Annotated in this window: 15 protein-coding genes; 3 read left to right on the top strand and 12 right to left on the bottom strand. The window is 69.3% G+C overall.

Annotation, left to right across the window (positions count from 1 at the left end):
• Positions 1-78: 78 nt before the first annotated feature.
• Positions 79-2733 carry a putative bifunctional diguanylate cyclase/phosphodiesterase gene (locus ACYQ78_RS25930; RefSeq protein WP_459803515.1) on the bottom strand — a complete coding sequence of 885 codons (2655 nt, stop codon included), beginning with the start codon at positions 2731-2733 and terminating at the stop codon, positions 79-81.
• Positions 2734-2892: 159 nt separating this feature from the next.
• Positions 2893-3804: a 2-hydroxyacid dehydrogenase gene (locus tag ACYQ78_RS25925; RefSeq protein ID WP_459803514.1), complete on the bottom strand. Its 912-nt coding sequence runs from the start codon at positions 3802-3804 to the stop codon at positions 2893-2895.
• A 40-nt stretch (positions 3805-3844) separates the two neighbouring features.
• Here ACYQ78_RS25925 and ACYQ78_RS25920 point away from each other — a divergent pair, with 40 nt between their 5' ends.
• The gene (locus ACYQ78_RS25920) at positions 3845-4936 is read left to right on the top strand and encodes a PQQ-dependent sugar dehydrogenase (RefSeq protein WP_459803513.1); all 1092 of its coding nucleotides are present in this window, start codon (positions 3845-3847) and stop codon (positions 4934-4936) included.
• On the opposite strand, the gene ACYQ78_RS25915 is transcribed toward ACYQ78_RS25920, so the two are convergent.
• The 7 genes from ACYQ78_RS25915 to ACYQ78_RS25885 all read right to left on the bottom strand — a co-directional run bounded on the left by ACYQ78_RS25915 (position 4920) and on the right by ACYQ78_RS25885 (position 15040).
• Positions 4920-6875 (bottom strand): VanW family protein, encoded by a 1956-nt coding sequence (locus ACYQ78_RS25915; protein WP_459803512.1) that lies wholly within the window; start codon positions 6873-6875, stop codon positions 4920-4922. The genes ACYQ78_RS25920 and ACYQ78_RS25915 overlap by 17 nt on opposite strands.
• A gap of 908 nt (positions 6876-7783) precedes the next feature.
• On the bottom strand, positions 7784-9289 hold the full coding sequence (gatB, locus tag ACYQ78_RS25910; protein WP_459803511.1) for an Asp-tRNA(Asn)/Glu-tRNA(Gln) amidotransferase subunit GatB: 1506 nt from the start codon (positions 9287-9289) through the stop codon (positions 7784-7786).
• A complete protein-coding gene (locus ACYQ78_RS25905; protein WP_459803510.1) occupies positions 9286-9873 on the bottom strand; it encodes a hypothetical protein in 588 nt (195 codons plus the stop codon). The genes gatB and ACYQ78_RS25905 overlap by 4 nt, the downstream gene beginning before the upstream one ends.
• Positions 9873-11048 (bottom strand): AAA family ATPase, encoded by a 1176-nt coding sequence (locus ACYQ78_RS25900; RefSeq protein ID WP_459803509.1) that lies wholly within the window; start codon positions 11046-11048, stop codon positions 9873-9875. The genes ACYQ78_RS25905 and ACYQ78_RS25900 overlap by 1 nt, the downstream gene beginning before the upstream one ends.
• Before the next feature lie 32 nt (positions 11049-11080).
• A complete protein-coding gene (gene gatA, locus ACYQ78_RS25895; RefSeq protein ID WP_459803508.1) occupies positions 11081-12574 on the bottom strand; it encodes an Asp-tRNA(Asn)/Glu-tRNA(Gln) amidotransferase subunit GatA in 1494 nt (497 codons plus the stop codon).
• A complete protein-coding gene (gene gatC / locus ACYQ78_RS25890) occupies positions 12571-12870 on the bottom strand; it encodes an Asp-tRNA(Asn)/Glu-tRNA(Gln) amidotransferase subunit GatC (RefSeq protein ID WP_030456557.1) in 300 nt (99 codons plus the stop codon). Before gatC ends, gatA begins: the two co-directional genes overlap by 4 nt.
• Positions 12871-12946: 76 nt before the next feature.
• Positions 12947-15040, bottom strand: coding sequence for a putative bifunctional diguanylate cyclase/phosphodiesterase (locus ACYQ78_RS25885; RefSeq protein WP_459803507.1), 2094 nt, complete (start codon positions 15038-15040; stop codon positions 12947-12949).
• A gap of 312 nt (positions 15041-15352) precedes the next feature.
• On the opposite strand from ACYQ78_RS25885, the gene ACYQ78_RS25880 reads away from it, so the two are divergent.
• Together ACYQ78_RS25880 and ACYQ78_RS25875 are read left to right on the top strand one after the other, a co-directional pair.
• Positions 15353-16738 (top strand): glycoside hydrolase family 6 protein, encoded by a 1386-nt coding sequence (locus tag ACYQ78_RS25880; protein WP_459803506.1) that lies wholly within the window; start codon positions 15353-15355, stop codon positions 16736-16738.
• Positions 16739-16868: 130 nt separating this feature from the next.
• Positions 16869-17339 carry a hypothetical protein gene (locus ACYQ78_RS25875; RefSeq protein WP_459803505.1) on the top strand — a complete coding sequence of 157 codons (471 nt, stop codon included), beginning with the start codon at positions 16869-16871 and terminating at the stop codon, positions 17337-17339.
• A gap of 244 nt (positions 17340-17583) precedes the next feature.
• On the opposite strand, the gene ligA is transcribed toward ACYQ78_RS25875, so the two are convergent.
• The 3 genes from ligA to ACYQ78_RS25860 are packed head-to-tail and all read right to left on the bottom strand — an operon-like array spanning position 17584 to position 21264.
• A complete protein-coding gene (ligA, locus tag ACYQ78_RS25870; RefSeq protein WP_459803504.1) occupies positions 17584-19785 on the bottom strand; it encodes an NAD-dependent DNA ligase LigA in 2202 nt (733 codons plus the stop codon).
• Positions 19786-19812: 27 nt separating this feature from the next.
• A complete protein-coding gene (locus ACYQ78_RS25865; RefSeq protein ID WP_459803503.1) occupies positions 19813-20214 on the bottom strand; it encodes a hypothetical protein in 402 nt (133 codons plus the stop codon).
• A 48-nt stretch (positions 20215-20262) separates the two neighbouring features.
• Entirely contained in the window at positions 20263-21264 is a 1002-nt protein-coding gene (locus tag ACYQ78_RS25860; protein ID WP_459803502.1) for a methionine synthase, read from the bottom strand.
• Positions 21265-21274 lie beyond the last annotated feature (10 nt).

Below are 21274 nucleotides of genomic sequence, written 5' to 3'. Positions count from 1 at the left end.
AAGGATCCCACCGCGATGCATGGACCCACCTTGTCCGATGAAACGGCTACCCGTCAAATCCGTGATACACGAATCTCATCAGGCGGACGCTGTGAGGCTGGTCCGCATGAGCGAATCGACCCCCTGGGCGGCCATCGGGCGCCCCACGAGGTAGCCCTGACCTCGGCTGCAACCCATCTCGCGCAGCAGGTCGAGTTGCTCGGGGCGTTCGATTCCCTCCGCCACCACTATGAGCCCCAGATCATGCCCGAGACGCACGATGGTGCGGGTGAGGAGGCTGAGAGTTTCATCGCGGCCGAGGCCGCTGACGAAGGAGGGGTCGATCTTGATGATGTCGACCGGGAGCTGCCGGAGGAGGGCGAGGGAGGCGTAACCCGTACCGAAATCGTCGATCGCGAGGCGGACGCCGAGCGCCCGGAGGTCCGAGAGCTTGCCGATGGTGTCTTCCGCGTCTTCGACGAGCATCTCCTCGATCACCTCGAGGGTGAGGGCGCTCGGCGGCAGGCCGCTGTCCGACAGGGCCTCGGAGACGGTCTCGACGAACCCGGCGGCCATGATCTGCCGCTTGGACAGGTTGACCGACAGGCCGATGTCCCAGTTGGCCGCGCGCCACTCGGCGACCTCACGGCAGGCCTCGCGGAGGATCCACTCGCTCAGCGGCACGATCAGGCCGGTGTCCTCGGCGGTGCCGAGGAACTGCTCGGGCGGGGTGAACTCGCCGTTGCCCCGGCACCAGCGCACCAGCGCCTCGACGGCGGTGACGCGTGAGGTGGCCAGGTCGACCACGGGCTGGTATTCGATCGCGAACTGCTGGTCGAGCAGCGCCCGCTGGAGGTCGGCGGCGGTTTCGAGGCGGCGGACGGCCTCGGCGTGCATGTGGGCCGCGAAGACCTCGACCCGGCGCCCGCCCAGGCCCTTGGCCCGCGCCATCGCCACATCGGCGTTGCGCAGCAGGTCGGCGGCGGAGGTGGCGGGCTCGGTGAAGGCCACACCCACCGAGGCGGTCAGCGCGATGTCGCGGTCGGCGACCCGGAACGGCTCCTGCGAGACGGCCCGGACCAGGCGTTCGGCCAGGTCGACGACCATCTGCGCGTCGGCACCGGCCTCCAGCAGCACGGCGAACTCGTCGCCGCCCCACCGGGCCAGGGTGTCGTCGGCGCGCAGCGCCTGGCGCAGCCGCCGGGCGGCCTGGCCGAGCAGGTAGTCGCCGCTGGCGTGGCCGACGGAGTCGTTGACCCCGGTGAAGCCGTCGAGGTCGAGGAAGATCACGGCGGTGCCGGCCGAGCGGGCGAGCACCTCGCGGGTGCGCTCCTCGAAGTAGGCCCGGTTGGGCAGCCCGGTCACGCCGTCGTGGAAGGTCAGGTGGGTGACCTGGTTGCGCAGCGCCACCTGGTCGGAGACGTCGCGGGTGGTCACCAGGATCAGGTCTTCGCGCCGCACGTCGCGGGTGGCGACCGACTCGGTCGGCCGCCAGGTGCCGTCGGCGGCGCGGACCCGGCAGGCCAGGCGGCAGGTGCCGTAGCGCTCGATGCCGTCGTCTTCGGCGACGTGGCGCAGGAGCGCCTGGATGGTGGGCACGTCTTCGGGGTGGACGTAGTCGACGATCGGCTTGCCGAGCAGATCGGTGGGCGCGTAGCCGTAGGTGGTCTCGACGCCGTCGCTGATCTCCTGGACGACCCCCTCGAGGTCGCACATGAGCACGACGTCACCGGTGTTCTCGGCGAGCTGGCGCAGCTGCCGCTCACTCACGACCGCCTGGCGGCGCAGGCCGTCGGCGGACAGCATGACGATCAGCAACCGGGCCAGCAGCACGGCCACGGCCGACACGGTGACGATCGGCAGCAGCACGTCGCCGGTCGCGGCGACCGCCTTCACGGCCACCACGGCGACGGCCGCGAGCACGAGCGCGTAGGGCACGGCGGTGATCACCACGGGAGGCGTGGCGGCGTTGCGCTGTTCCGAGGGCACCCGGCGGCGTCCGGACTCCTCGATCCACGGCGCCACGGCCAGCGCGACGAAGCCGAGTGGCGCGACCAGCCCGGCCGGGACCGCAGGGTCGACGCCGTTGAGGCGGGCCACCGCCGTGGCCAGTTCGGCCACCGTGACCGCGAACAGGACCGTGAGCCCGGCCAGCCCGACCGCCCGGTTGGCCGCGCGCGAGACCGCCACGAACGGCGCCGCGGCGCAGGTCGCCAGCAGGCACAGCACCGGCAGCGCGAGCGTGGTGTAGAAGGCGCCCGGCTCCTCGGCCTTGGCGAACATCGGTGCGAGCAGCAGCGCCCAGGTGATGGCGAGCAGCGCGGCGGCCGACAGGTAGCCGTCGCTGAGCTGCCGGAACAGCCCGCGGCTCTGCGGCGGGGGCAGTGAGGTCAGCCAGCAGCCGATCATCATCAGCAGTGCGCCGACGAGCAGCATGAGGTCGGCGAAGGTGAGCACGAAGGCGGTGCCCTCGGCGACCGGGCGCACGCCGATGCCGGCCAGCCAGGTGAGCGCGCCACCCGCCAGCCACCGCCAGCCCACGGCCTCTCTGCGGTCGCTCGTAGGGCGGTCGCCCGCGATGATCCGGCCCGAGGCCACGACCAGGGAGACCGCTGCGAGCAGACCCGTCACCAGGCCCGCCACCGCCGTCACCGCGGAGGCCGATCCCCCCGCGATCAGGGCAGCGGCGATGATCACCGCGCCGAGCCCGGCAGCGGCGATGAGCGAGACCCTGGGGTCACGCGTGCCGTTCACGCTCGTCGCCCTTTACTTCCGGTCACATCGTCAGTTTGCGCGCCGGTGCCGCCCCTGTTGGGGACATCGGCCCAGTCGTCACCGATCTGATAAACAGGAATTCACGGTACGGACCCGAGGTCACGGCCCCGCTACGGTCCGGAACCAGATTCAGAAGGTTCAGTAGCCCCCGCTGATGATATTGGTCAGCGGACGCCCGTCGTGCAGCCTTCGCAGCTGCGCCTCGACGTAGACGAGTGCGCGCCTGGTCGAGGCGGGTGTGCTGCCCGCGACGTGGGGCGAGATGAACAGGTTGGGCGCCTTCCAGAGCGGGTGGCCCTCGGGGAGCGGCTCGGGGTCGGTGACGTCGACGGCGGCCCGCAGCCGCCCCGACTCGAGCTCGGCCAGCAGCGCGTCGGTCTCGACGACGGGCCCGCGCGCGGCGTTGACGAGCAGCGCGCCGTCCTTCATCCGGGAGAGAAAGGCGGCGTCGACCATGCCCCTGGTGGCGGGCGTGGCCGGGACCAGCAGGACCACGATGTCGGCGTGGGGTAGCAGTTCCGGCAGTTCCGTCTCGGCGTGGACGCCGTCGCGGGGGCTCCTGGCCACCCTGACCACCTCGACCTCGAATCCGGCCAGCCGGCGTTCGAGGGCGGCGCCGATGGAGCCGTACCCGAGGATGAGAACCGTGGAGTCGGCCAGGGTGCCGGTGTGCCGGTAGGCCCACCGGCCCTGTTCCTGGGCGCGGACGAACGCCGGGAACTCGCGCTGCATCGCGATCATCGCGCCGACCGCCCACTCGGCGGTTCCGGCGTCGTGGACGCCCCTGGCGTTGCACAGCATCACACCATCGGGGACGTGAGGCAGGTAGGGTTCGACCCCGGCGGTAACCGTCTGGATGAGGCGCAAACGTGTCATCCGCGACAGCAGCCCCGAGATGTCCGGCACCGGGATGAGCGGGGGAACCCACACCTCGACGTCCTCGGCCCCGGGCGGCTCGGGGTGGTCTCGCCCGTCGAAAACGGTGTATTCGACGTCGGCCAGGTCAGTCGGGATTGCGGACTCGGCCTGCGGGGCCACCCAGATCTTCACAGGACTTAACCCTAATGACTGGCACAGAAGGGTGTTACTGATGGGCGTAGGCCGGACCGGGCTGCTCACGCTGGCCGCTGCACTGACGGTGAGCTGCACCGCGGAGACCGGAGTGGGCACCGGCGTGACGCCGACCCCCCTGGCGGCGACGGCGGCGACCTCCGCTCCCCCGGCGGACGGCCCGCGCACTCTGGTCGAGGGCCTCGAAGTCCCCTGGGCCATCGCGTTCCTGCCGACCGGCGACGCCCTCGTGACCGAGCGGAACTCCGGTCAGATCGTCCAGGTGGCCGCGTCGGGCCGGAAGACCGAGATCGGCACCGTCGACGGGGTGGCGGCCTCCGGTGAGGGCGGCCTCATGGGCATCGCGGTCTCTCCCTCGTACGAGGAGGACCGGCAGATCTTCGTGTACTTCACCTCGTCGTCGGACAACCGGATCGTCCGCTACCGCTTCGACGGCGCGCTCTCCGACCCGCGGCCGATCGTGACGGGCATCCCCAAGGGCGGCATCCACAACGGCGGGCGGCTGGCCTTCGGCCCCGACGGTTTCCTGTACGCCTCCACCGGCGAGGTCGGCGACCGGGGCCTGTCCCAGGACCGCGACTCCCTCGCCGGGAAGATCCTCCGCATGACGGCCGACGGGAAGCCCGCGCCGGAGAACCCGTTCGGCAGCCTGGTGTGGAGCATGGGCCACCGCAACGTCCAGGGCCTGGCCTGGGACGAGAGCGGCAACATGTACGCCACCGAGTTCGGCCAGAACACCTTCGACGAGGTCAACCTGATCCGCGCCGGAGGCAACTACGGCTGGCCCGAGGTCGAGGGCGTCGCCGCCGACGACCGGTTCGTCAACCCCCTGGTGACGTGGTCGACCGACGAGGCGTCGCCTTCAGGACTCGCGTACAGCGGGCACGCGGTCTGGGCGGCGGCCCTGCGCGGCGAGCGCCTGTGGAAGGTCCCGGTGACGCAGGACGGCGCGGCGGGCCGCCCGGAGTCGCTCTACGAGGGCGAGTTCGGCCGCCTGCGCTCGATCGCGACGGCCCCCGACGGCTCGCTGTGGGTCGGCACCAGCAACAGGGACGGCCGTGGCGACCCGAAGCCGGGCGACGACCGCATCCTGGTCATCCCGGCGCGTTAGCGGGGCAGACGACCTCGGCCCGGGGTTTGTAGACCGTCTTGAAGGTGTCGGTCGGTTCGGGCGTCCCGTCGAGACGGACCCTCTCCCGGGTGGTCGTGATCGTGAAGCCGCTGCTGCCCACCACGGGCACGCAGCCCGCCGCCGGGCCGGTGATGGGCGGGGTGGTGGTGAACCGGGTGCGGTCGCTCTGGGTGATGGTCACGGTGTAGGTCTTGGTCCCCCACAGCGACACCTTCATGAGGGTGTCGGTGGCGGTGGCGTCGATGAGCACGCCGTGGTCGGTGTTGTTGCGCCAGACCAGGTCGGGCGCCGGGTAGGAGATGACCACCTCGCGCCCGGCCGGGTAGGGCGGCAGGAACGACTCGTGCGGGATCGCCTCGACGATGTCCATGCCGCTGCCGAGGGCGGCGTTGTAGAGGACCGTCCCGGCGACCGAGACCCCTGGGACGTCCTGGCCGCGGCGGTCGCGGATCTCGATCGGCTCGCCGAGCCCGACGTATCCCGGCACGCCCTCGCGGCGGCCGGTGGTCTGGTTGAGGGAGAACGTCTCGCCGGGCCGGACGATCAGGCCGTCGATGAGGCGGGCGGTCTCCTTGATGTTCTCCACGCGGGGCTGGCAGCAGGTGTAGCCCATGTCGACCCGGACCAGCTCGGTCTGGATGCCCAGCGCGGCGGCCTCTTTGTCGTCGAGGTTCGGCCGGAGCTCGACGAGGGGCACGGCCACCGTACGGCCGGTGGCCCGGCCGAGGACGGCGAGGATCTGGGAGCCCAGCTTGGAGGTGTCGACGCCGACACCGGGCCGTCCGGGCACGAGTTCGGGGCGCCCGCCGGAGGTGGTGAAGGTCGCGTCGCGGGGGGCGTCCGCCGCGGGCACGAACCGCATGCCGCGCGTGGCCATGGCGGCGTCGAACCGGGGTTCCAGCCCGCCGGTCTCGCCCGGCTCGAAGCTCAGCGCGGCCGCGATGTCCGAGGGGGTGAGCTGCAGCGACGTGGTCCCGTGGGTCAGCGTGACCGGCGCCGCGACCGCTTTGCGCGCCCAGGCCATCGCCCGGTTCACGCCCTCCTTGGTCACGCGGGGCGTGGCCTTGGCCGGGGTGACGTCGACGATGATGTCGGGGTTCAGGTAGGCGTTCCGCACCGCCGCCGCGACCCGGGAGACGTCGAGCGCGGTGCCCGCCTTGGGGTAGACCGGCTCGGGCCGCAGCCCGTTGAGCGTGACGGCGCCCTCGACCATCGGCTCTTCGATGCCGCGCGCCACCTGGGCCGAGATGACCTCGCCCAGCCGGTTGCTGTCGACCTTGACCACCGGCGTGATCTCGCGCCCGGTGGTGAACGCCCGCCAGACGTCGAAGGGACTGGGAAATCCGAGGGGAAGCACCTTGATCGTGGCCGGGATGTCGATCGTCAGCCCGCTCTGCTCCGGGCTGATCCGCTCGCTCTTGGCGCCGTCGCGCACCACGATCGCGTTGGTGGCGGGCCCGACCAGGCCGGTGACCAGCCGTTCGGCCGCCGCCTTGGCGGTCATCCCGCCCACGTCGACCCCGAGCACGGTCGTTCCCGGGTAGACGTTGCCGGCCATGAGGAAGGCCGGGACGGCGTAGAGCACCGCCAGCAGACCGGCCACCGCGAACAGACAGGGCCGCACCCAGCGGCCCCTCGGCTCCTCGTCGGGCAGGTCATCGAGTGTGACCGGCTGCGGAGGCGGCCCGGTCTTCTTGCGCTTGGCCGCGACCGGCCAGACCTCGACCCGCGCGGGCGGCGGTAACGCGCTTTCGGGCGGCGGCGACTTGACAAGAGGGGCGCTGCCGAAGATGTCGGAGGAAACGCCGGGTGGCAGCGTGCCGTTCGCCCGGACCGGGTGCTTACGTGCGGAAACCGCCTCGGAGGCCGCTGCGAACGGATCCGTGGGCGGGTCGATGGACGCTTCGGCGTTCCGCACGCCTCGCTCTCCTCTTGCTCAGGGGAAACTCCCTTCAGTTAACCCTAAAGCACCCTCTTCTGGATATGTCGCGAAAACATGAGGTTCGACCTGTCAGGTGTCATGTCAAGGGGTCGCGGACGACCGATTTGGGCCAAGACATCGGACTTCTCATAACGAAGCCAGCCCACGGGGACCCTTGGTCTGTCAGGGAACTGTCATGAGACATTCGCGCCGGGGGCGGTGGCGGATGAAACGAATCACGCATTAGTGGCGGAGCCATTCGGCGTCATGTGACATGGCGGCGGTTCGAGACACGTGTCAAGCCTGGTCGATTCCGGAACGTCACGGTTGCGGCCGGACGCGATCGGAATTAAGGGCGGATTAAATAGCTGATCCGGTACGGCGAAACGCGTCGGTGGGGTTGACACCGGATATCGAGCGGGTCCGAAGTAGGGGCGGCGAGAGGTGAGGTCACGGCGTCTGGCCCGTCACGGTGCCAGACCCGATTCGTCGCGGCGGGCTGCTGGAGCGGGTGGCGACGGGCTACCAGGCGTGAGGCCGGACCGGTTCATCGCGTCGGGTTGCGGGAGCGATGGATTGCCAGAGACGTGAGGCCGGACCGGCTCATCGCGGCAGGCTGCGGGAGCGACGGATGGCCAGACGACGTGGCGCCGGACCTGGTTCGTCGCGTCGGGCTGTGGGAGCGGGTGGACTACGAGACGTGAGGCCCGGACCGGTTGACGGCGGATTACCAGTCGTGGCGCCTGACCTGGTTCGTTGCGGCGAGGGCCGGGAGCGGGTGGCTGGTGCCGGATACGGCGGGGACCGGGGGCGGCGGGCGGGGCCGGGGTGGGCGGGAGCCGTAACGGAAGAAAAAAGGGGGTTTGGCCGGGCCTGCGGTTGGTAGGCCCGGCCAAACCGCCCGTCTATTCGGTGACGCCGAGCTTTTCGAGGATGAGGGCGCGGGCGCGGCCGGCGTCGGCCTTGCCTCGGCTGGCCTTCATGACGCCGCCCACGAGGGCGCCGACGGCGGCGATCTTGCCGCCGCGGATCTTCTCGGCGGCGTCGGCGTTGCTCGCGATGACCTGGTCGATGATGGCCGACAGCTCGCCCTCGTCGTTGACGATCTTCAGGCCACGGGCCTCGACGACCTCGTCGGGCGAGCCCTCACCTGCGAGAACACCTTCGAGGACCTGACGGGCCAGCTTGTCGTTCAGCGCGCCCGACTTCACCAGCTCGGTCACGCGGGCGATCTGCGCGGGCGTGATCGGGAGCTCGTGCAGGGTGAGGCCACCCTCATTGGCGCGGCGGGCGAGCTCGCCCATCCACCACTTGCGCGCGTCGGCCGCCGGGGCGCCGGCCTCGACGGTGGCCTCGACCAGGCCGAACGCGTCGTTGTTGTGCATGGCCTCCATGTCGAGGTCGCTGACCCCCCACTCAGCCTGCAGGCGGGCGCGGCGGACCGACGGCAGCTCGGGCAGTTCGGCCTTGAGCTGCGCGACCCACGCCGTGTCGGGCGCGATCGGGACCAGGTCGGGCTCGGGGAAGTAGCGGTAGTCCTGCGCCTCCTCCTTGGAACGGCCCGAGGTGGTCAGCCCGGTGTCCTCGTGGAAGTGGCGGGTCTCCTGGATGATCCGCCCGCCCTCGGCGAGGATCGCGGCCTGCCGCTCGATCTCGCCCCGGACCGACCGCTCGACGCTGCGGAAGGAGTTGACGTTCTTGGTCTCGGTGCGGGTGCCCCACTCCTTGGAGCCGCGCGGCATCAGTGAGACGTTGACGTCACAGCGCATCGAACCCTGGTCCATGCGGACATCCGAGACACCGAGGGTCCGCATGACCTCACGCAACTCGGTCGCGTAGGCACGGGCGACCTCGGGCGCGAGCCGGTCGGTCCCCTCGATCGGCTTGGTGACGATCTCGACGAGCGGAATGCCGGCCCGGTTGTAGTCGACGATCGAGTGGTCGGCGCCCTGGATGCGGCCGGTGGCACCACCGACGTGGGTGGACTTGCCGGTGTCCTCCTCGAGGTGCACCCGCTCGATCTCGATCCGGACCGTCTTGCCCTCGACGACGATGTCGAGGTAGCCGTCGAAGCAGAGCGGCTCGTCGTACTGGCTGATCTGGTAGTTCTTCGGCATGTCCGGATAGAAGTAGTTCTTCCGGGCGAACCGGCACCACTCGGCGATCGAGCAGTTGAGCGCGAGCCCGATGCGGATGGTCGACTCGATCGCCGCGGCGTTCGCGACCGGCAGGGCGCCGGGGAAGGCCAGGCAGGTCGGGCAGACGTGGGTGTTCGGCGGGGCGCCGAACGTGGTCGGGCAGCCGCAGAACATCTTCGAGTGGGTGCCGAGCTCAACGTGCGTCTCCAGGCCGAGCACCGGCTCGAACCTCTCCAACGCCTCGTCGTACGGCATGAGCGTAGGAGTGCTCATAGGTAACCGAGTCCCTTCAACACAGTATTCGTCCGCGTGACCCAGTCCTTGTATGCGGGGACCTGGGCCAGCGTGTCGAGATCGATGGTCTGTCCGATTCGTTTTGCGTAGTCTGCGGCGTCACCTTTGCGAGGGATGACGTCTTTCAGCGCCTGCTTGGGGTCAGGGATTCCCTCGACGTCTCTCGGCTTCGCCGGCAACGCTTCGAGGTTCACCCCTCTGATGTCGGCCCACGCCCGGCGGTCGGCCAGCAGCCAGGCTTCGGTCTCCTTGACCGGCACGAGCCCGATCACCGGCGCCCGTAACTCGCATGTACCGACGACCTGCTCGGCCTTGTGCCGCTCTTTGAAATCGTTGTGTACGAACAACACATGGCAGTCGGCGGATAGTTCGGCCAGGGCCTCCGCGACACTGTGGTGATCACGGATGGATCGGCAGGAACCGATCTGGGTCGGCTCGACGTCGATCACACTGGTTGCCGATTCCAGCGTGAGTTCGCGGAGCTGGCGATAGATGACCGCACCGAGAAAGTCCTCGTCCTCACGGCCCTCCGCGACCAGACCGGGCACCAGTGGCCGAGCCATCAGACCGTTCCGACCGTGTCGAGAAAGGCGCGGACCTGACGCGGCGAGACGAAGGTGCCCGGCTCCCCTTCATCACGAACGGGCTTGGCGACCGTGACACGGGAAACACGGTCGTTCTCGGGGTCGACCCGCACCGCGGTGTTCAGGAAGATGAGCGATTCGCGGCGCAGCCGGTAGAGCTCGGAGACGACCACCGGCGAGTGAGTCGTCATGATGACCTGGCGAAGCGGTTTGTTCGGCCAGGCCGGGTCGTTGAAATCGGTGACTTTGCGTTCGATCCGGCGAAGCAATTCCGCGAGGCGGCTGGGGTGAAGACCGTTCTCGATCTCCTCCAGCAGGATCACGCCGGGATGGTCCAGATCATGGAGGACGGCGAGAAGTCCGAGGATGCGGAGAGTCCCGTCGGACAGCAGACGACTCGACACCTTCCCCTCGCCGTCGATGAGAACGTCGAAGAGCCATTCCCCACGCCGTTCATCCAGATAAGGCTCGATTCCCACCACATCGGGAGTGAGCGCGAGGAAATCGTTGACCAGGTCGTCGAAAGCGGCGGTCCGGTGAAGCCGCCCCAGAACGGCCGCCAGGTTCCCGCCGTCCGGATCGAGCGCGCGCCGATCCGCCTCGTCGGCCGCTTCCCGCATCCGGACAGGATCAGGCTGGTAGAGACGCCAGGACTCTTCCGCTCCGAACAAGAGCGACCGAATGAGCTGAAAATCCTCGCTCACCGGGTCGAGCATCTGCCGGGTGATCTCGGCGGCCTCGGCGACAATCGGCCGGGCTTCAATCGGCAGGTGGTCGAAATGCTCGACGCCGAGCCGGACACCGAAGTTCCCCGACGACAAGCCGACGGCATAATCAACGGGCCTATATCGGCCCACCCCGCTGAGGTAGGTCACCGCCCGCACATCAGCCTCGACGTGGGTCAGTGACTCGGCGTCCACAAGGAAGCTCTCTACTGGCCTACCTTTTCCGACCTGGTGGAACAGCTCATGCGAGCGCCCGCGAGGCGAATCGGTGAAAGCCTTCCCCGACGGCATTTCCCGCAGGAATACCAGCGCGTCGAAGAAATTCGACTTACCACTTGAATTCGGGCCCACCAAAGCGAGAAGGGGCGGCACGTCCAGCTCGAAATCCAGGAACGACTTGAAGCCGTCGATCCGAATATGAGTGATCATGCCGCCCTCCTTCCCTGTTTCTCCAGGGTCGTCTACAGGGCCGGAGCCTTGGACAGCAGCGGCCCGCCCCAGCGGGACTCGAACGCGCGCTCCACAGCAGCCCCCACCCGGTAACACCGGTCATCACCGAGCACCGGAGCCATGATCTGCAGACCCACGGGAAGCCCGTCTTCGTCAGCGAGACCACACGGCACCGACAGAGCCGCGTTCCCGGCCAGGTTCGACGGGATGGTGCACAGGTCGGCCAGGTACATGGCCATCGGGTCGTCGGCCCGCTCCCCGATCGGGAACGCCGTCGTGGGCGTCGTCGGCGAGATCAGCACGTCCACATGCTGGAACGCCGCCTCGAAGTCACGCGAAATGAGCGTCCGCACCTTCTGGGCAGACCCGTAATACGCGTCGTAGTACCCAGAGGAAAGCGCGTAAGTGCCAAGCATGATGCGCCGCTTGACCTCAGGCCCGAACCCGGCCGCCCGAGTAAGGGCCATGACCTCTTCGGCCGACCGAGTGCCGTCGTCACCCACCCGAAGCCCGTAACGCATGGCGTCGAACCGGGCGAGGTTGGAAGAACACTCGGAGGGTGCGATCAGGTAGTAGGCCGGAAGCGCGTAGGTGAACGAGGGACACGACACCTCGACGACCTTCGCCCCCAGCGATTCCAGCAGCTCGACCGACTCCTGGAACCGCGCCAGCACCCCGGCCTGGTAGCCGTCGCCGCCGAACTCCTTGACCACGCCGATGGTCAGCCCGGCCACGTCTGCCTGCCGAGCGGCCTCGACCACGGAGGGCACCGGCTGGTCGATCGAGGTCGAGTCCATCGGGTCGTGGCCGGAGAACGCCTCGTGGAGAAGCGCGGCGTCCATGACATTGCGTGCGAACGGACCGGGCGTGTCGAGCGACGACGCGAAGGCGATCAGGCCGTAGCGGGAGGAACCGCCGTAGGTCGGCTTCATGCCGACGATGCCGGTCACGGCCGCGGGCTGACGGATGGAACCGCCGGTGTCCGTGCCGGTGGAGAGGGGTGCCTCGTAGGCGGCCACCGAAGCGGAGGCGCCGCCCGAGGAGCCGCCCGGGATCCGGGTCAGGTCCCACGGGTTGTGCGTGGGGCCGTAGGCCGAGTTCTCGGTGGACGAGCCCATCGCGAACTCGTCGAGGTTCGTCTTGCCCAGGATGACCAGCCCGGCCTCGCGCAGCCGGCGGGTGACGGTCGCGTCGTAGGGCGGGCGCCAGCCTTCGAGGATCTTCGACCCGGCGGTCGTCGGCATGTCTTTGGTCGTGAAGACGTCCTTGTGCGCGATCGGCACCCCGGCCAGCGGCCCGAGCTCCTCGCCGGCGGCGCGACGGGCGTCGACGGCGGCGGCCTGGGCCAGCGCCGACTCGGCGCCGACATGCAGGAACGCGTGGACCCGGTCTTCGACCGCGGCGATCCGGTCGAGGTGTGCCTGGGCGACCTCGACGGCGGAGACCTCGCCGGAGGCGATGAGGGAACCCAGCTCGGCGGCGGTCTTCTTGATCAGCTCGCTCACGCCTCCTCCCCGAGGATGCGGGGCACGCGGAAGCGGTCGTCCTCGACGGCGGGCGCACCGGAAAGGGCCTGCTCAGGAGTCAGGCTGGGTGCCACGACATCGGGCCGGAACACGTTGGTCAGCGGCAGCGCGTGCGAGGACGGCGGGATGTCGGCGGTGGCGACCTCGGCGACGCGGGCGACCGCGCCGACGATCTGGTCGAGCTGGGCGGCGAAGTGGTCGAGTTCCTCGTCGGCCAGCGCCAGCCGGGACAGCCGGGCCAGGTGAGCGACCTCTTCGCGGGTTATGGCAGACATAAGTCGTTTAACCCGATTCCTGGGTGGAGTGTGGACACCTCATCCTAGGGCGCCCCGCAGCCCCTCCTCGACGCGGTTAATCGACGGTGGACGTGGCCATCGGCAGCCGCATGCGCGACCGCAGCCACACGACGCACTCCTCCGCCGGCATCGGCTCGGCGAGCCACCAGCCTTGTCCCGCGTGACACCCCATTCCGCGCAATTGCGCGGCGATGTCGGCCGATTCCACCCCTTCGGCCACGGCGCGCAATCCCAGCGACCGGACCAGGTCGATGATCGAGCGGACGATCCGCTCGTCGTCGGCCGACTCCCCCAGTTTCCGGACGAACGAGGCGTCGATCTTGACCTCGTCGACCTGGAGGCGCTGGAGCCGGACGAGCGTGGAGTAGCCCGTCCCGAAATCGTCCAGAGCGAGAGGAACGCCCAGTTCGGCCAGGGTGCGGATGGTGTCGGCCGAGTAGGCCTGGTCGGTCATCAGGATCCGCTCGGTCACCTCAAGGTGGATGGCCTTCGCGGGCAGCGAATAGTGGGCCAGACCGGCCGAAAGCTGGTCGGGCAGACCGGAGTCGAGCAGGTCGCGGGCCGAGACGTTGACCGAGATCGGCACTTCCAGGCCCGAGTGCCACCAGCGGGCGGCCTGGTTGAGCGCCTTGGCGATCACGTACTGGGTGAGCTCGCGCATCAAATAGGACTGCTCGGCCAGCGGGATGAACTCGGCGGGCGAGACGGGACCGCGTACCGGATGCCACCAGCGCAGCAGCGCCTCGACGCCCTCGACCCGGCCGTCCTGGAGCGCCACCTTGGGCTGGTAGTGGAGGTCGAGTTCGTTCCGGTCGATGGCCCGGCGCAGGTCGCCGAGCAGGCTGAGGCGTTCCGGGGAGTTACGGTCGCGCTCGGCGACGTAGAACTCGACGCCGGAACGGGCCTCCTTGGCCATGTACATCGCCACGTCGGAGCGCTGGAGCAGCAGTTCGAAGTCGGGCGCGTGGTCGGGGTAGAGCGCGATGCCGATGGACGCGTCGAGGTCGAAGGTCATCCCTTCGAGCCTGACCGGCTCGGTCAGCGCGACCCGCAGGCGGGAGGCCACTTCCTTGGCCGCCTGGGCGTCCCTGATCTGCGGCAGCAGGACGGCGAACTCGTCGCCCCCCAGCCGTGCCACGACGTCGCCGGGCCGCACCGAGTGGGTCAGCCGGTGGGCCACGATCTGGAGCAGCAGGTCGCCGACCGGGTGGCCCAAGGTGTCGTTGACCTCTTTGAACCGGTCGAGGTCGAGCAGGAACAGCCCCACCCGCTCATCTTCGCGGGCCTCGGCGAGCGCCTCCTCCGTACGGAGAATGAGCAGTTTCCTGTTCGGGAGCCCGGTCAGCCCGTCGTGCATGGCCTGGTGGTCGCGCCGCATCGAGAGCGTGGCGGTGAAGTAGACGGCCGCGAGCGGCGCCACGAACAGCGGCACCAGCCCGGCCGAGTGCTCCATGACCACGACGACCAGCGGCGCCAGCCCCAGCAGCGCGCCGTAGACGAGCCCCTGGGGGATGAGCGAGGTCTTGACCACCCGGAGCACCGACCTGCGCTCGTGCAGCGCCACCGCACCGCACACCAGCAGGCCTCTGACCAGGAAGTACGCCAGCCCGGCGAGCACGATGGCGGGGATGTCGGCCCCGCTGGGGGTCCAGGTGTGCAGGGGCCCGGGGTGCACGCCGAAGACGCCGAACGTGACGGCGGCGGCGAGGCAGGCGAGCGTGACCTGGGCGACGTTGAACGCGATGCGATGCCACGACCGCCGATGGACGAGCCCGCTGACCAGCATCGCCACCGCCTGCATGATCGCGGCGGCGGAGAGCCCGTAGTGCATGAGCACGGCGAACGTGAACATCGTCGAGGTGGGGGTGCCTCCGACGAGCGCGGACGAACTCACCATCACCGGCCGCAACTCGCCCAGGAAGACCAGCGCGACCAGCACCCAGAAGAGTGGTTCCCCGGCGAGGAGTCCCAGCTCGGGGACGCCGAGGCGGGCGGTCGCGACCATGAGCGCGGTCAGCCCGATCGTGATGATCGCCGCGAAGTAGGTCCACAGGGGCGAACCCGGCCGTGGCCCGGCGTCCCGCGTGTCGGGCGGCGCCGAGGTGCGGCCGGTTGGCCCGGTCGTATCGCCGATCTCAGGACATGGCATGAGATGGCGCGCAATTGCAGTCATCGTTGAGAAACCCCCCAAGAGGTCACTATGGGAGGGTACGGCCTACGGGCCACTTCGCGAAACCGCTTGGGCACGTTCCGTTACTGGATATTTCGCGCGATGAGTTGATCTAGCCCGTTCGCACTGAAAGTTTCAGATGCCCCAATAGTCGTTTCCACCGCGTTGCCTGGGTGTTTCATGTTGGGACCCCGTCCTAATCCGCCCCAGCCCTTCAGGCGACCCCCGATCTGATGATTAGATCGCCGCAACCTGGTGGGAGCGCTCCCACATTCTGGGACGGAGTTTCTCATGTTACGAAGAAGGTCCTTGACGGCAGCAATAGTCGCCGCCGTCGCCGCCCTCGGGATGGGTGCAGCGGTGCTCACCACATCGGCCGCCAGCGCCGCAGACTCGGTGTTCTGGGTCGATCCCGACACGAGCGCCGCGCGATGGGTGGCCGCCAACCCCAACGACTCGAAGACGGCCGTGATCCGCGACCGCATCGCGGCGGTCCCTCAGGGACGTTGGTTCACCACGACCAACACCTCGACGGTCCGCTCGCAGGTCAGCGCCTACACGGCCGCCGCGGCGTCGGCGGGCAAGATCCCGATCATGGTCGTGTACAACATCCCCAACCGTGACTGCTCCGGCGCCTCGACGGGCGGCGCGCCCAACCACACGGCCTACCGCGCCTGGATCGACGAGGTCGCGGCCGGCCTTCAGGGCCGCCCGGCGTACATCATCCTCGAGCCCGACGTCCTGCCGATCATGACCAGCTGCATGAGCTCGCAGCTCCAGAGCGACGTGCGGGCCTCGATGGCCTACGCCGGCAAGAAGCTGAAGGCGGGATCGTCGCAGGCCAGGGTCTACTTCGACATCGGCCACTCGGCTTGGCTGTCGGCGCAGGAGGCGGCCAACCGGCTCGTCCAGTCGGACATCGCCAACTCGGCCGACGGCATCGCCCTGAACGTGTCCAACTACCGGACCTCGTCGGAGTCGATCGCGTACGCGAAGAACATCATCGCCGCGACGGGCATCTCCCGCCTCAAGGCCGTGATCGACACCAGCCGCAACGGCAACGGCCCGCTCGGCAGCGAGTGGTGCGACCCGTCCGGCCGCGCGACCGGCACGTGGAGCACGACCGCCACCAACGACTCGGCGATCGACGCCTTCCTGTGGATCAAGCTCCCCGGTGAGGCCGACGGCTGCATCGCGGGCGCGGGCCAGTTCGTCCCCCAGCGCGCCTACGACCTGGCGATCGCGGCGCCGTACACCCCGCAGCCGAGCCCCACCCCGTCGCGGACCCCGACGCCCACTCCCACTCCCACGCCGACCCCGACTCCGACGCCCACCCCGACCCCCACGCCGACGCCGACCCCCACGCCGGGCGGAAAGTCGTGCGCGGCGACCTACCGGGTGACGGGCTCGTGGGGCGGCGGCTTCCAGGGTGAGGTCACGGTTCGCAACAGCGGCAGCGCCTCTCTCACCGGCTGGCGGGTGAACTGGACGTTCGCCAACGGTCAGACCATCACCCAGATCTGGAGCGGCGCCCACACCCAGTCGGGCGGCAACGTCGCGGTGACCAACCTCAGCTACAACGGCAACCTCGCCGCGAGCGCCAGCACCAACTTCGGCTTCCTGGCCAACACCGGCAGCACCAACAACACGCCCAGCGTGACCTGCACGGCGCTCTAACCCCCTGAACACTGCGGGCCGCGCCAGCGGCCCCGCAGACCGAGGCCACCTTTCCCGGCCCAGAAGCCCGGGAAGGGTGGCCTCTTCCATTCAGGTCGTGTACGTGTTCCTTCGGCGAAGATGAGACGCGATGGAACACCCAGAGGACTACGAACCCCCCGAGCACATCCGCTACTTCCGCTATCTAGCGGAACTCGCGGCCGCCGACGACGATCTCGACCTGATAGCCCGCATCCTGGACGACCCCGACAAGGGGATGGCCCAGTCGGCGGTGGCGAAATACCTGGACCGCCGGGCGTTGTCGCTTCTCAGAGACCGTGGGTTCCCGGCCTGGTCGGCAGCGCTGGCACCGGTGATCGCGGGCTACGACTTCCTCGTCTTACGCCTACACGAATGGAACCTGATGAGAACCGTCGCTATCGACGGACCCTGGACCAACGAGCAACTCTTCGCCACCACCGGGTGGTTCCAGCGCAACGCAGTGGAGATCGTCGACTCACCCAGGGCCCTGACCCTGTTCGCCGCAGAGGCACCGACCCGCCGAGTCCGCAACACCGCCGCCCAACGCCTCAAGGCGATGGAACGCCGCCCCCGTCCCTAGCTGACCTCGGTGGCCATAGTCCATGCAGAGCCATTCGTCGCAGGGAACCCACCTGCGCCTCTGACACTTGGCAGCTCATGTGCACTCCGGCTCTCGCCGACCCACCCGCACTCTGATGCTCGCCGACCCACCCGCACTCTGATGCTCACCGACCTACGTGCGCTCTGGCGCGCGCCGACTCATGGGCGCCCCGGGCAACGGTGAACGCAAGGCGCAGGCGACCATCGTCAGGCCTGGCTTCCGGCTATTCGTCTTCCTCCTGTTCGACGCCCGCCGTCCCGAGCGCCGCCTTCGGGCCTTCCGCCAGCAGCACCCGGAACCCGTCCTCGTCGAGGATCGGCCTCTTCAGGGTCACCGCCTTGTCGTACTTGGACCCCGCGTTCTCCCCCGCCACGACGAAGTCCGTCTTCTTGGACACCGAAGACGCCACCTTCCCGCCCCGTGAGGTGATCTCCGCCGATGCCTGGTCGCGGCTGAACCCGGCCAGCGTCCCCGTCACCACGAAGGTCAGCCCGGCCAGCGTCTGCGGCAGCTGATCAACAGGCTCGGGATCTTCCATCACGACCCCGGCCGCCCGCCACCGGTCGACGATCTCCCGGTGCCAGTCGACCTCGAACCACTCCCTGATCGTCTCGGCCACGCGGGTGCCGATCCCCTCGACCTCCGCGAGTTCCTCGACCGTGGCCTCGGCGATGGCCCGGATCGAGCGGAACTCCTTGGCCAGCGCCATGGCCGTCGGCAGCCCGACGTGTCGGATCGACAGCGCCACCAGCACCTTCGCGACCGGCGCCGACTTGGCGGCCTCCAGGTTCTCCAGCATGGTCAGCGCGTTCTTGCTGGGCTCGCCCGACTTGTTGGCGAAGAAGAAGACCTCCTTCGGCTCGCCCGTCGCGGGGTCGGTCTTGGGAAGGCCCGACATCTGCTCGCGTACCAGCGATTTGATCGGCAGCAACTGCTCGATCGTGAGGTCGAACAGGTCGGCCTCGGTCTTGACCACGGGTTCCTGCGGCGCGAGCGGCTGCGTCAGCGCACTGGCCGCCACGTAGCCGAGACCGCCGATGTCGAACGCCTCGCGTCCGGCGGCGAAGAAGAGCCGTTCACGGAGCTGGGCGGGGCAGTAGCGGGTGTTGGGGCAGCGCAGGTCGGCGTCGCCCTCCTGCTCGAAGGCCAGCTCGGTGCCGCATTCGGGACAGTGGGTGGGCATCACGAACGCCCGCTCGCTGCCGTCGCGGAGATCGGCCACCGGCGCGACGATCTCGGGGATCACGTCGCCCGCCTTGCGCAGCACGACGGTGTCGCCGATCAGCACGCCCTTGCGCACCACTTCCGACCCGTTGTGCAGCGTCGCCCGCTCGACCGTCGACCCGGCCACGACCACGGGGGTCATCACGCCGAACGGCGTCACCCGCCCGGTGCGCCCGACCCCCACCTGGATGTCGAGCAGCTTGGTGTTGACCTCTTCGGGCGGATATTTGTACGCGATCGCCCACCGCGGCCACCTCGCCGTGGACCCCAGCTCCCGCTGCACGTCGATGCGGTCGAGCTTCACGACCACGCCGTCGATCTCGTATTCGGTGTCGTGGCGGCGGTCGGCGTAGGAGGAGACGAACTCCTGGACCTCGTCCATCGTCTCGACGACCCGATAGCGGTCGCTGACCGGCAGCCCGAACGCCTTCAGCCGGTCGTAGGTCTCCGACTGCCGCTTCGGCGGGGTCGCGCCCTCCCAGACGCCGACGCCGTGGACGATCATCCGCAGCTCCCGCTGCGCGGTGACCCGGGGGTCCTTCTGCCGCAGCGACCCGGCGGCGGCGTTGCGCGGATTGGCGAAGGGCGCCTTCTCGGCGGCGACGAGCTGCTCGTTGATCCGCTCGAACCCCCGCACCGGCAGGTAGACCTCACCCCGGACCTCGACGAGATCGGGCACACCGTCGCCGGTGAGCCGTTCGGGCACGTCGGCGATGGTGCGCACGTTGGGCGTCACGTCTTCGCCGACGACCCCGTCGCCCCGCGTGGCGCCCCTGACCAGGCGCCCCTTCTCGTAGACCAGAGCGATGGCCAGCCCGTCGATCTTCAGTTCGCACAGGTAAGGCCCGGGGTCGCGCTCGATGCCCCGCTCGCATCGCGCCTGCCAGTCGGACAGGTCGCCGGTGTTGAACGCGTTGTCGAGGCTCTCCATCCGCCGGAGGTGGTCGACGGCGGTGAACTCGGTCGAGATCGGCGCCCCGACCTTCTGCGTCGGCGAATCGGGGGTGCGCAGCTCGGGCCGCTGCTCCTCGATGGCCTTGATCTCGCGCATCCAGGAGTCGTATTCGGCATCGCTGACGGTCGGGGAATCGCGCACGTAGTAGCGGAAACTCGCCTGCTCGATCAGCTCGGCGAGTTCCGAGTGCCTCCTGCTGAGCTCGGCCTCTTCCGGAGTCGGCTCCGGCGCGATTCCCTCGGTCATGACAGCAACCTATCGACTTTCCCGAGCTCAGCCGCCCTGCGCCCAGACCCCCTCATACGCGGAGCATTTCCCGCTAACCCCCTTACGCGTCCCCCGGCAGACCTGCGCTTCGACGCTGAGGACGTGTCCCGCTCTGAGGGCGACCGTGTGCCATCCGGTCTTACAGTTCTTGTACGACTTCTGCACCGTCTTGCCCTGGTCCGTCATGTACCGGAATCGGATCCATGTGCAGGTCTTGTCCGTCGAGGTGTCGTACAGGTGGCCGGTGACCTTCAGCCCCGCCGAGTCGCCGGTGATTTTGCCGTTCGTGACCTTCCCCTTGCCGTCGGTCGTCTTCACCGGACCCCAGTTCCAGGTGTCCGCGACCGCCGGCGAAGCGGTGAGGAGCAGCGCGGCGACGACAGCGCCCGTAGTGAGAAATATCCGCATGGGAGAAGAGAAGCAGCCCCGGCTTGCCATCCGATTACAAGATCATTACTACTCTTCCTCGGGATCCTCCCGCAGCACCCGGGCCGCCTCCCGGCACTTCGCCAGCGCCGCCCGCGCATAGGAAGGCGAGCCCCCGGCCAGCCCGCACGCGGGCGTCAGCACGACCTGGCGCGCCAGCCCCTCGGGCCCGAACCCCAGCCGCCGCCACAGCTCCAGCGCGGGCTTGGCCACCACCCCGACGTCGGCCAACCGGCTGTCGGTCCCCGGGACCACGCCCAGGAAGAAGGCGATCCCCGCCTCGATGGCCGCCCCGATGACATCCTCGTCGCGCCGCCGCATGAGCGCGGCGTCGATCGAGATGCCCTTGGCCCCGGCCGCCTGGATCACCTTCAGCGGCACCGCGGGCGCGCAGCAGTGCACGATCGGGAACTCGGCCGCCGACAGCACCTGCCCGAGCCCCTGCGACGCCACCGACCCGTCGACCGCCGCGAGACGGCCGAACCCCGACGCGGTCGGCACCGTCCCGGTCAGCACCCCGGTCAGCCCCGGCTCGTCGACCTGCACCACCAGAGTGGCCCCCGGAACCCGTTTCCGCACGTCGGCGATGTGCCGCGTGAGCCCCTCGGCCAGCGAGTCGGTGACATCCCTGACCGCCCCGGTGTCGGCGAGGATCTTGTCGCCGTAGCGCAGCTCGATGGCCCCCGCGAGCGTCCACGGCCCGCAGATCTGGATCTTCAGCGGCCCGGTGTACCCGTCGGCGACCTCCTCGAGCGCGTCGAGATCCCGGAGGAGATGATCACGCGCCCTCTTGTGGTCACGGCCGGGCCGATCGACCATACGCCAGCCCGAGGGCTGCACCTCGGCGGGAAGCTCGACGAGGAGCGAGGCGGTACGGCCGATCATGTCCGCCCCCACTCCCCGCGCCGGCAACTCGGGCAGATAGGGCATCGGCAGCTCCCCGAACACGGTCCGGAGCGCCTCGAAATGATCTTCGCCAGGATGGGAGCCGACCCCGGTCGCGGCGGCCTGGTCCCATGGGTACGAATGCACGGGGTCTAGC

Source organism: Herbidospora sp. RD11066, from assembly GCF_054661255.1.
Note: the sequence above shows the minus strand (reverse complement) of the source record. Positions and strands in the feature narration are given on the sequence as shown.